This window comes from Streptomyces solincola, from assembly GCF_002982015.1.
GTDB lineage: Bacteria > Actinomycetota > Actinomycetes > Streptomycetales > Streptomycetaceae > Streptomyces > Streptomyces solincola.
In genome coordinates, this window is the sequence record NZ_PVLV01000281.1 from 1 (window position 1) to 10,430 (window position 10,430).

The window sequence follows — 10,430 nt, forward strand, 5'->3', positions numbered from 1 at the left end:
CCCCGGCACCGTCCCCGCCGTCCGCCCGGACCGCCGCGCCGCCGTTCTCCTCGTACGTCCCCCAGCAGCCCTCCCACTCTCCGTACGAGTCCTACGAGCCCCACGAGCCCCACGAGTCCTTCGAGGCCGCCGAGCCGGTCGAGCCCGCCGGCTTCTCCCGGCCGCTCGCCTCGACCCCTCCGCAGCCGGCCGGCGCTCCCCCCTCCTACGGCTTCCCGTACGGCGACCCGGGCGCCACCGGCGGCAGCGGCCCGGCCGGCACCACGGGTCGGCGGCACGCCGCCGCGGGCGGCGCCACCGGCGGCGGCTCCTTCCCGCCCGGCCCGGATTCGTTCCCGCCCTTCACCCCCTTCGCCGCGCCCGCACAGGACCCCTTCCAGCAACCGCCGGCCGGCGAGCCGTGGACCGCACCCGCAGGAGAACGCCCGTGAACACCCCGCTCCCCGACGTCCCCGAGGTCCGCGTCGTCGGCCTGCCCCAGCTCACTCAGGGCTTCGACCTGGTCGAGCGGCTCGACCTGGCGATGCATCTGAAGGTCCACGGGCCGCTCGAACCGATCGCCGGGGAGAAGCTGGCGCAGTTGGCCGACGAGATATCCCTGCGCGGGCGCGGCGGGGCGGGTTTCCCGTTCGGGCGGAAGCTGCGTGCCGTTGCCAAGGCGACGATCCGGCGCGGGGTGCGGCCGGTCGTCGTGGTCAACGGCAGCGAGGGCGAACCGGCCTGCCGCAAGGACACCGTGCTGCTCAACCGGGCCCCGCACCTCATTCTGGACGGGGCTCTGCTGGCCGCCGAGGCGTTGGGCGCCCGGACGCTGGTGGTGGCGGTGACCCGCAACTCCACCGAGGTCTCCATCCGCGCCGCGCTGGCCGAGCGCGGCCTGTCCGACCGGCGCGGGCAGCGGCTGCGGGCCCGGGTGGTGCGCACCCCGGAGCGGATGGTCTCCGGTGAGGCGTCGGCCGTGATCCGCGCGGCGAGCGGCGGGCCCGCGCTGCCGCCGGGCCGCCGGGAGCGGGCGGCGGAGTCCGGTGTGGGCGGGGCGCCGACGCTGCTGTCGAACGCCGAGACGTACGCGCAACTGGCCGTCGCCGGCCGGATCGGCTCGGCCCGCTACGCGCACAGCGGGCTGGACAGCGAGCCGGGCACGGTGCTGCTGACCATCTCCGGCGCGGTGGCCCGGCCGATGGTGGTGGAGGTGCCGACCGGGGTCCCGCTGCGGTACGTGCTCCAGTTGGCGGGCGCTCCGCCGCTGCCGCAGGGCGTGCTGACCGGCGGCTACCACGGCAACTGGATCGACTCGGTGGCCGTGCACGACGCGGTGGTCTCCCGGCAGTCGCTGGCGGCCGTCGGCGGTTCGCTGGGAGCCGGGGCGATCCTGCCGATCGGTCCGGAAACCTGCCCGCTGGGCGAGGCGCAGCGGGTGGCGAACTGGTTGGCGGCGGAGACCGCAGGGCAGTGCGGCCCGTGCAGGCTGGGGTTGCCGGCGGCGGCCGGCGGGCTGTCGGACGTGCTGAACGGCGGCGGTCCGGCGGCGCTGGAGGCGCTGCGGGAGGTGACCCAGGCGGTGAAGGGGCGCGGGGTGTGCAAGCACCCGGACGGGTCGGCGCGGTTCTTCGCCTCGACGCTGTCGGCGTTCACCGACGACCTGGCCGCGCATGTGCTGCACGGCGGCTGCGGCCGTCCGACGACCGGGGTGCTGCCGCTGCCGGGGCCCGGCTACCAGGACGCGGAGGAGTCCATTCCGACCGGCGAGAAGCTCGCCGTGGACTGGACGCTGTGCAAGGGCCACGGGCTGTGCGCGGACATCGTGCCGGAGCTGATGCGGATGGGCCGGGACGGCTATCCGGTGCTGGCCGACGCGTCGGTGCCGATGCATCTGCGGGACCGGGCCCAGTTGGCGGTGCGCCGCTGTCCCGAGCTGGCGCTGCGGCTGGAGGCGGCCCCGCAGGAGCGGCCGGACCGCCCGGCGCTGCCCGGCGTGACCCGCAAGGCCCTGGGCAGCGGACAGGGTTGACCACCGCCGTTGCCCATGACCGGGCTCGTCGTCTCCCCGACGGCGGGCCCGGTGACGGGCCCGGTGACCCGGGAAACGGGCGACGGCCGACCCGACGCCTCGGGAGACCGGGAGCCGGGAACGCGAAGGAGGCGGGCCATCCGACCGGATGACCCGCCTCCCACGTGCTGTGGAGCTAAGGAGAATTGAACTCCTGACCTCCTGCATGCCATGCAGGCGCTCTACCAACTGAGCTATAGCCCCTTACGGTGTGCCGCCTTCCGGGATCTCCTCCCGGTCCGGGTTTCCCTGGCGGGCTTCCCTCGCGGCGACAGAGAGAACATTACACGGTCCCCCCGGTGCTTCGCCAAATCGGTTACGGGGCGGGGCGCGGGCCCGGCCCACGGCGGGTGCGGACCCGGGCCGGGCGCCCGGTAGCGTCCTGGGGGTGACCGTGACCGTGAACCTCCGGGCGCGCCTGGCCCGGGCGCCCCTCGCCACCGCGGCGGTGGCCTGCCTGCTGTCGCTCGCCGCGTTCTGGGTGGCGCAGCGCGCCGCGAACGTGACGATGCTGGACCTGTCGGTGTACCGGGCGGAGGGCGAGACGGTGCTCGCCGGCGGCGACCTGTACGCGATGCGCGCCACCTCGGCGAACCTTCAGACCACCTACCCGCCGTTCGCCGCCCTGCTGTTCACCCCGCTGACGCTGCTGGGCGTACCGGAGATGCGGACCGCGGCGACGGCGGGGAACCTGCTGCTGCTGGTGGCGCTGGTGCGGCTGTCGCTGCGCCTGGTGCGGCCCGAGGCGCCGGCGCGGGCGCTGTGGACGACCGCGCTGTGGGCGGCGGCGGTACTGGTGTGGTGCGAGCCGGTGTGGACGACGCTGCGGTACGGGCAGATCAACCTGCTGATCGCGGTGGCGGTGCTGTGGGACTTCACCCGGCGCGCGGGCCACCGCTGGGCGGGCGTCGGCACCGGTCTCGCGACGGCGGTGAAGCTGACGCCGGGGCTGTTCGTGGTGCTGATGCTGGCGGTGGGGCTGCTGGGACTGCGGCGCGACGGAGGGCGGGGAGGCGACTGGCTGCGCCGGTCGGCCCTGGCCACCGGGGTGTTCGTGCTGGTGACGGCGGCGTCCGCGGTGGCCTTGCCGTACGACTCGCGCAACTTCTGGACGCGGATGATCTTCGAGACGAGCCGGGTGGGCCGCAAGGAGGAGACGGCCAACCAGTCGCTGAACGGGGCGCTGGCCCGGCTGCTGCACACCACCGACCCGGGCGTGTGGTGGCTGGTCGCGGCGCTGCTGGTCGGGGCGGCCGGCCTGGCGGTCGCGGTGCTCGCGGCGCTGCGCGGCGACCGGCCGGTGGCGGTGGTGGCCTGCGGGGTGACGGCGCTGCTGGTGTCCCCGATCTCCTGGTCGCACCACTGGGTGTGGTGCGTGCCGGCGCTGGTGCTGCTCGCGGTGCGGGCGCGGCCGGTCTGGACGGCGGGGGTGGGCCTGGTGTTCGGCTCGTTCGCGCTGTGGTGGGTGCCGCACGCCCCGGCCCCGGTCCGGCTCGAACTGCACCAGAACCCGGGGCAGATGCTGCTGTCCGGGCTGTACACCCTGGTGGGGCTGGGCCTGTTGGCCGCCTTCGCGCTGAGGCTGCGCCGGGAGGGCGGCGCGGGCGGGGACGGTACGGCCATGGGGCCGCCCACCGGTTCGGCGGACGACCGGGTGCGGCTGCCCGCGCAGGGCCGCCACGACCCGGCCGGGGCGGCCGACGGTCAGGCTCTGGCGAAGGAGTAGAAACGCTTGAGGGTGCAGTGCTCGTCGAGCAGGCGCCCGTAGATGGGCTCCCCTTCGAGTTCCCGGTAGGTCTCGATGGGGTCGCCCTTTATGATCAGCGCCCGCGCGCACTCCTCGCACCAGTACTGGTAACGGCTGTTGACCGGTTCCATGTCGCGGACGATCGGCGTACCGCTGCCGCACCAGTCGCACTTCCGCCTGTGTGCACCCATCGATCAGCTCCAGCTATGGCCGCAGGACGTGCACACATAGGACACTCCGCCGTTGTCACCGAGCACTTGGGCGACGTGGGCCGAGCCGCACGAGGGGCAGCTCAGTCCGGTCCGCGCCCGTACCGCGCCGGGATGGTCGGGAGTCTCCTCGGAACCGCTGCCGGCCATGCGTACTCCCTCCCGTACCCGTACCGCCGTCGTCCCCTCCGGCCGTCCGATTCTGCCATGGCCGCGGACGGCGGTCAGCGGGACGAGTCAGCAGCCCGCGGCCGGGCCCGGCGGTCGTCGCGTACCCGACGGAATGTCCGCTTCCACGCACCCGGGCGACGCCTGCCCGCCCGCCGGCCGGCCCCGTACGACGCCCGGCCCCGTACACGACGGAATCCCGCCCCCTGAAGGGGACGGGATTCTTGACTGTGGAGCTAAGGAGAATTGAACTCCTGACCTCCTGCATGCCATGCAGGCGCTCTACCAACTGAGCTATAGCCCCTCGTGTCCTTCGCGCTCCGCGCTGCGAACAAGAAGAACTCTAGCCGGTGACCTGCCGGAAAGGGAAATCCGGTGGTCGGGCGCCGGCCCTCGGATCAGGTGTCGTCGCCGAGGACGGGCTCCGGGAGGGTGCCCGCGTTGTGCTCCAGCAGCCGCCAGCCGCGCGCGCCTTCGCCGAGGACCGACCAGCAGCAGTTGGTGAGCCCGCCCAGGCCCTCCCAGTGGTGGGACTCCAGGCCCAGCAGCCGGCCGATGGTGGTGCGGATGGTGCCGCCGTGGCTGACGACGACCAGGATGCCGCCGTCCGGCAGCTTGTCGGCGTGACCCAGCACGACCGGCGCCGCCCGGTCGGCGACCTCGGTCTCCAGCTCGCCGCCGCCGCGCCGCACCGGCTCCCCGCGCTTCCACGCGGCGTACTGCTCGCCGTAGCGGGCCACGATCTCCTCGTGGGTCAGCCCCTGCCACTCGCCGGCGTACGTCTCCCGCAGCGCCGCGTCATGGGCGACCGGCAGCCCGGTCACCGCGGCCAGCTCACCGGCGGTGGCCGCCGCGCGCCGCAGGTCGGAGGCGACGACGGCGTCCGGCTTGAGCGCGGCCAGCAGCCGGGCGGCCCGGCGGGCCTGCTCGACGCCGGCCTCGGTCAGCTCGATGTCCGTGGTGCCCTGGAAGCGGCGCTCGAGGTTCCACGCGGTCTGGCCATGGCGCCACAGGACGATCTTGCGGCCGCGGCCGCTGCCGGCGCCGTTCAGCTCAGCTCACCGTCCGTCGCGTCGGCGCCGGTGAGCCGGGCGTGCTCCTCGGCCTTGCCGCGGGTCTGCGCCGCGTCCTCGGGCAGCGGCAGCTCGGGGCAGTCCTTCCACAGGCGCTCCAGGGCGTAGAAGACACGCTCCTCGCTGTGCTGGACGTGGACGACGATGTCGACGTAGTCGAGCAGGATCCACCGGGCGTCGCGGTCGCCCTCGCGGCGGACCGGCTTGGCGCCGAGGTCCTTGTTCAGCCGCTCCTCGATCTCGTCGACGATCGACTTGACCTGGCGGTCGTTGGGCGCGGAGGCGAGCAGGAAGGCGTCGGTGATCGACAGCACGTCGCTGACGTCGTAGGCGATGATGTCGTGCGCGAGCCGGTCGGCCGCCGCCTGGGCGGCGGCAGTCACGAGCTCGATGGAGCGGTCGGTGGCGGTCACATGCTGGCTTTCGTCGGCGGTCCGGGACACCCCAAGGGTCTCACGTGCCGCCGACAGCCCGGCAAACCGATGACGCTCCGCTCCGCCGCTACCCGGTGCCGTAGTCCGAGCCCAGCACCACGGTGACGGCCGCGCCGCCGGCTCCGTCGCCCTGGGCAACGGCCGATGCGGGCAGGTTCAGGGTCTTGGCAACCTCTTCGGCGGCCGTCTTGCCCGCCGGGTCGGCGTACCGCACCTCGGAGGCCGCGGTGTCGTCCGCGCTGCCGCCGTCGACCGCGGTGAACCCGCCGTTGACCAGCACGATCCTGGCCTCCTCGGCGGCGTCCGGGTCGCCGGAGGCGTTCCGCACCGCGATCTTGGGCGCGGCGCCCTGCTCGGGGGCGCTGACCGAGCCGCCCAGGACGTCCTTGACGACGCTCGCGGCGGCCTCCTCGCCCAGCGAGCCGTCCGGGCCCACGGGAAGGAGCGCGGTGCGGTGGTCACCCGCCTTGGCGTGCGCGGCGAGCCGGGCGAGGGAGGCGCCGAGGTCGTTCTCGGGGAGGGAGGGGTCGAGCACCTGGGCGAGGTTCCGCACGGTGAGGGTGGCGGCCTCCGGGTCGTCGGAGAGCTTGCGCAGCACGCCGTGGACGACCTGGCCGAAGCGCTGGAGCCGGCGCGTCTCGGGCTCGCCCTCGGCCCGGTAGGTGGCGTAGGCGACGGCCATCCGGCCGTCCAGGGTCCGGTTCTCGCCGCGCGGGACGCGGGGCGCGCCGTTCTTGCCGCCGCCGGCCGGCACCTCGGTGTCGGTGCTGACCTCGATGCCGCCGGTGATCTCGACCAGTTTCTCCAGGTACGGGGTGTCCAGCCGCCAGGTGCCGGTGACCTTCGTGCCGAGCAGCGAGCCGACGGCCTCCCGGGTGCCGGTGCCGCCGTCCTCCTCGACGGACTTGGCGAGGGTGGTGGCGTTGCCGTCCTCGTCACGGACGGACAGCGCATTGGGCAGCAGCACGGTGGTGCCCTGCTTGGTGGTGGCGTTGTCCACGAGCAGGGCGGTGGCGGTGTCGTCGGAGCCGGTGGTGTGCAGGTGCAGGACGATCACGTCGCGCTTCTGCGGGCCGCCCGCCGCGGTGGCCGCGCCGGTGCCGCCGTCCCCTCCGGACCAGGGGAGCTTCCCGGCGGCCCAGAGCCAGCCGACGCCGCCGACGAGAGCGACGGCGAGGACGGCTGCCAGGGCGATGACCCGGGTGCGGCCGCGGCGGCGGGCCTCCTCACGGCGCTCGGAGCGGCTCTCGGTGAACTTGAGCCAGTCGATGACGTCCTCGGAGTCCTCGTCGGGCTCTTCGACGAAGGAGAACTGCTCGGTGCGGTAGTCGCCGTCCGGGGTCTGGCCGGCGGTCTCCCGGTCGGCACGCCGCGCCCCGGGCAACGGCCGCTCGGCCGTCCCGTCCGGCCCGGACGGGCGGGCAACCCCCTCTGGCAACGGCTCCGGCGCGGTACGCGGTTCGGGTACGGAGGGCCGGTCGGCCGCCGGGGCGGCCGGCGCCCAGGAACCGGCGTAGGGCTGCTGTTGCCCGTAGCCCGCTTCGTACCCCTGCGCGGGCTGCTGCCCGTACTGGCCGGCGTACGGGTCCGGGTACTGCTCCTGGTACGACCCGCCGTGGGACTGGTCGTACGGCGCGCCGTACTGCTGCCCGTACCCCTGCCCGTACCCCTGCTGTCCCGGGTCGGCGTAGCCCTGCTGCGGGTCGGCGTATCCACCGGCCCGTTGCCAGTCGCCGGCCTCCGCCTGCTGCGGCTGCTGGGACTGCTGGGACTGCTGGGACTGCTGGGACTGCTGCTGCGGATGGTGCTGCTGGAACTGCTGCGGCTGCTGGTACACCGGCTGCCCGTAGGCGTCGTAGCCGACGATCCGCGGGCGGCCCTCCGGGTCGTACTGGGCGTACGGGTCGTACGCGCCGTACGGGTCGTGCTGATCGTTCACCGGTGCCCCTCTCCGCGGCTCACTCGCCCCGGTACAACTGGCGCTTGTCGATATAGCGCACCACACCGTCCGGGACCAGGTACCAGACCGGGTCGCCGCGCTCGACGCGCGCACGGCAGTCGGACGAGGAGATGGCGAGCGCCGGCACCTCGACGAGGGAGACGCCGCCTTCGGGCAGGCCGTCGTCGGACAGGTCGTGGCCGGGCCGGGTCACCCCGATGAAGTGGGCGAGGGAGAACAGCTCCTCCGCGTCCCGCCAGCCCGGCATGATCTGCGAGAGGGCGTCGGCGCCGGTGATGAAGAAGAGGTCGGTGTCCTCGTTGCGGTCGCGCAGGTCCCGCAGGGTGTCGACGGTGTACGTCGGTCCGCCCCGGTCGATGTCGATGCGGCTGACCGAGAACTGCGGGTTGGACGCCGTGGCGATGACCGTCATCAGGTAGCGGTCCTCCGCCGGGGAGACGGTCCGGTGGCTCTTCTGCCACGGCTGCCCGGTCGGCACGAAGACGACCTCGTCCAGGTGGAACAGGGCGGCCACCTCACTGGCGGCCACCAGGTGCCCGTGGTGGATCGGGTCGAACGTTCCGCCCATGACGCCCAGTCGGCGCTTGCCGGGACGGTCGGGCACTTCCTGGTCTCCCATGCGTGCAGAGCCTAACGGCACGGTGACGCGGCCGGTCCCGGCGGTCGCCCGGTCCCGGCGGTCGCCCGGTCCCGGCGGTCGCCCGCCGGGCGGTCCCCCTCTGGGGGCCGAGCGGACGGCTCAGCGGTCGCGGTTGAAGCGGGTGGTGACCCACAGCAGCAGGAACAGCACCACCAGGGCGCCGCCACCGGTCAGGTACGGGTTGAGGCTCGGATTGTGCTCGGTGTGCTCGGCGGCGAGCGTGACCAGACTGGAGGCGGCGGTGGGGAGGCTCATCTTCGGCAGGACCTATCCGTCGGTGTGGCTGAGACGTCGCGCACATCGTATGCGGGGGGTCCGGGCACGCTCACGCCGACTCAGTCGTTGTCCCGGTTGTCACTCCCCGTGTCGCGGTATCCGCGCAGCAGGAACCAGGCGAGCAGGACGGCTCCGACGATCGAGACGACGAGGACGATCCGGAGCGTGTTGCCCGGCCCCTGCTGTCCGGAGGCGGCGGCGAGCAGGGCGGCGGCGTGGTGCATGGGGGGTACTCCTCGTGTCCGTGGGTCGTCCCGGTCCGGTCCCGGTCCGGGGTTTTCCACAGGCCGGTCGACGGGTTGTCCACAGGCCCGTTCACACCGTAGCCGCACCGCCTACGCTGGGGCCCGGCAGGGGGACGAGACCGTCCGGCCGCGCCGGCGCCACGGGGCGCCCGCGGGGGTGGGCGCCGACGAGTCGCGTACGACGATGGGGGCAGAGCATGACCGAAAGCAGCCGAGAGCGCGTGCCCGGCAGGCAGCGCAGGCGTTTCCCCGGGATCTCCTCCCGGGCCTACGAGCATCCGGCGGACCGCTCCGCCCTGGTCGCGCTGCGCAAGCTGAGCGGCTTCGACACCGTCTTCAAGGCGCTGAGCGGCCTGCTGCCCGAGCGCAGCCTGCGGCTGCTGTTCCTGTCGGACTCGGTGCGGGTGAGCGACGCCCAGTTCGCCCATCTGCACACCATGCTGCGGGACGCCAGCTACATCCTGGACCTGGCGAAGGTCCCGGCGATGTACGTCACCCAGGACCCGAAGCCCAACGCGATGTGCATCGGCCTGGACGAGCCGATCATCGTGGTGACCACCGGTCTGGTGGAGCTGCTGGACGAGGAGGAGATGCGCGCGGTCGTCGGCCACGAGGTGGGCCACGCGCTGTCCGGCCACTCGGTCTACCGCACGGTGCTGCTCTTCCTGACCGGGCTCGCGGTGAAGGTGGCGTGGATCCCGCTGGGCAACGTGGCGATCATGGCGATCGTGACGGCCCTGCGGGAGTGGTTCCGCAAGTCGGAGCTGTCGGCCGACCGGGCCGGACTGCTGGTGGGCCAGGACCTCCAGGCCTCGATGCGGGGTCTGATGAAGATAGCCGGCGGCAACCACCTGCACGAGATGAACGTGGACGCGTTCCTGGCGCAGGCCCAGGAGTACGAGGCGGGCGGCGACCTGCGCGACTCGGTGCTGAAGATCCTCAATGTGCTGCCCCGCTCGCACCCGTTCACCACGGTCCGGGCGGCCGAGCTGAAGAAGTGGGCGGAGAGCCGCGACTACCAGCGGATCATGGACGGGCACTATCCGCGCCGCTCGGAGGACAAGGACACCTCGGTCACCGACTCGTTCCGCGAGTCCGCCTCGCACTACGCCGACTCGGTGCGCACCAGCAAGGACCCGCTGATGAAGCTGGTCGGGGACCTGGCGGGCGGGGCGGGCGACCTGGGCGGCCGGCTGCGCGACCGGTTCACCGGTGGCGGTGGCGGGTCGGCGGCCGGCCCGGACTCGGGCCCGGGTGGCGCGAACGGAAGCGGCGACGGCCCGAACGGCAGCACCCGTCCGGGCGGAAACGGCGACGGCCCGAGCGGCGGAAAGGACGGGGACGGGGACAAGGGGACCCGCTGACCCCTGCGGCGGAAGGCCCTCGGGGCGCACGGCACACCGGTTGACCGCGGTCGCCCGGATGCCCGCGAGGGCCGGCCCGCGACTCGGATGCCCGCGAGGGCCGGCTGGCGGCGGCGGCCTGGACGTCCTGCCGGGGGATCCGCGGTAGGGACGGCTGATCGACCGCGGCCGCCGGGTGGCACACCGGTGCGGCACCGGCGGCCGCCGCACCCTTCCCCGCCCCTGCCCCCGGGTCAGGTGGACGGGGAGGGGGCGCGGGCGGAG

At 73.9% G+C, this 10,430-nt stretch carries 10 protein-coding genes, 2 tRNA genes and 1 pseudogene; 4 read left to right on the forward strand and 9 right to left on the reverse strand.

The features are described 5' to 3' along the window. Together C6N75_RS30770 and C6N75_RS18515 are read left to right on the forward strand one after the other, a co-directional pair. Positions 1–431 (forward strand): annotated as a pseudogene (locus tag C6N75_RS30770) (hypothetical protein); the annotation flags it as partial. Then, positions 428–2,011 (forward strand): NADH-quinone oxidoreductase subunit NuoF family protein, encoded by a 1,584-nt coding sequence (locus C6N75_RS18515; protein ID WP_105870018.1) that lies wholly within the window; start codon positions 428–430, stop codon positions 2,009–2,011. The pseudogene C6N75_RS30770 and the gene C6N75_RS18515, both read left to right, overlap by 4 nt. A 170-nt stretch (positions 2,012–2,181) precedes the next feature. Here C6N75_RS18515 and C6N75_RS18520 read toward each other — a convergent pair. Beyond that, positions 2,182–2,254 (reverse strand) — tRNA-Ala (locus C6N75_RS18520). A 190-nt stretch (positions 2,255–2,444) separates the two neighbouring features. Between C6N75_RS18520 and C6N75_RS18525 the strand changes: the two genes are divergently transcribed. After that, positions 2,445–3,776, forward strand: coding sequence for a glycosyltransferase 87 family protein (locus C6N75_RS18525; protein ID WP_258177486.1), 1,332 nt, complete (start codon positions 2,445–2,447; stop codon positions 3,774–3,776). On the opposite strand, the gene C6N75_RS18530 is transcribed toward C6N75_RS18525, so the two are convergent. The 8 genes from C6N75_RS18530 to C6N75_RS30780 form a co-directional block, all read right to left on the reverse strand. Next, positions 3,755–3,988, reverse strand: coding sequence for a hypothetical protein (locus tag C6N75_RS18530; protein WP_105870019.1), 234 nt, complete (start codon positions 3,986–3,988; stop codon positions 3,755–3,757). The genes C6N75_RS18525 and C6N75_RS18530 overlap by 22 nt on opposite strands. Positions 3,989–4,405: 417 nt before the next feature. Then, positions 4,406–4,478, reverse strand: a tRNA-Ala gene (locus C6N75_RS18540). A gap of 94 nt (positions 4,479–4,572) precedes the next feature. Next, positions 4,573–5,226, reverse strand: a complete 654-nt coding sequence (locus C6N75_RS18545) for a histidine phosphatase family protein (protein WP_105870021.1) — start codon at positions 5,224–5,226, stop codon at positions 4,573–4,575. Continuing rightward, entirely contained in the window at positions 5,223–5,660 is a 438-nt protein-coding gene (rsfS, locus tag C6N75_RS18550) for a ribosome silencing factor (protein WP_105870022.1), read from the reverse strand. Before rsfS ends, C6N75_RS18545 begins: the two co-directional genes overlap by 4 nt. Before the next feature lie 88 nt (positions 5,661–5,748). After that, entirely contained in the window at positions 5,749–7,620 is a 1,872-nt protein-coding gene (locus C6N75_RS18555; RefSeq protein ID WP_105870023.1) for an LCP family protein, read from the reverse strand. Between the two features lie 19 nt (positions 7,621–7,639). Further along, positions 7,640–8,260 (reverse strand): nicotinate-nucleotide adenylyltransferase, encoded by a 621-nt coding sequence (nadD, locus tag C6N75_RS18560; protein WP_105870024.1) that lies wholly within the window; start codon positions 8,258–8,260, stop codon positions 7,640–7,642. A 120-nt stretch (positions 8,261–8,380) separates the two neighbouring features. Further along, positions 8,381–8,536: a hypothetical protein gene (locus tag C6N75_RS30775; RefSeq protein ID WP_181160531.1), complete on the reverse strand. Its 156-nt coding sequence runs from the start codon at positions 8,534–8,536 to the stop codon at positions 8,381–8,383. Between the two features lie 80 nt (positions 8,537–8,616). After that, the gene (locus tag C6N75_RS30780) at positions 8,617–8,781 is read right to left on the reverse strand and encodes a hypothetical protein (RefSeq protein ID WP_181160532.1); all 165 of its coding nucleotides are present in this window, start codon (positions 8,779–8,781) and stop codon (positions 8,617–8,619) included. A gap of 218 nt (positions 8,782–8,999) precedes the next feature. Here C6N75_RS30780 and C6N75_RS18565 point away from each other — a divergent pair, with 218 nt between their 5' ends. After that, on the forward strand, positions 9,000–10,166 hold the full coding sequence (locus C6N75_RS18565; protein ID WP_105870025.1) for a M48 family metallopeptidase: 1,167 nt from the start codon (positions 9,000–9,002) through the stop codon (positions 10,164–10,166). Positions 10,167–10,430 lie beyond the last annotated feature (264 nt).

What these genes read in the sequence shown, in the direction of transcription:
- C6N75_RS18530 (WP_105870019.1), bottom strand. Translation starts at nt 3,988, where the DNA reads ATGGGTGCACACAGGCGGAAGTGCGACTGGTGCGGCAGCGGTACGCCG.
- nadD (WP_105870024.1), bottom strand. Translation starts at nt 8,260, where the DNA reads ATGGGAGACCAGGAAGTGCCCGACCGTCCCGGCAAGCGCCGACTGGGC.
- C6N75_RS30775 (WP_181160531.1), bottom strand. Translation starts at nt 8,536, where the DNA reads ATGAGCCTCCCCACCGCCGCCTCCAGTCTGGTCACGCTCGCCGCCGAG.
- C6N75_RS30780 (WP_181160532.1), bottom strand. Translation starts at nt 8,781, where the DNA reads ATGCACCACGCCGCCGCCCTGCTCGCCGCCGCCTCCGGACAGCAGGGG.
- C6N75_RS18565 (WP_105870025.1), top strand. Translation starts at nt 9,000, where the DNA reads ATGACCGAAAGCAGCCGAGAGCGCGTGCCCGGCAGGCAGCGCAGGCGT.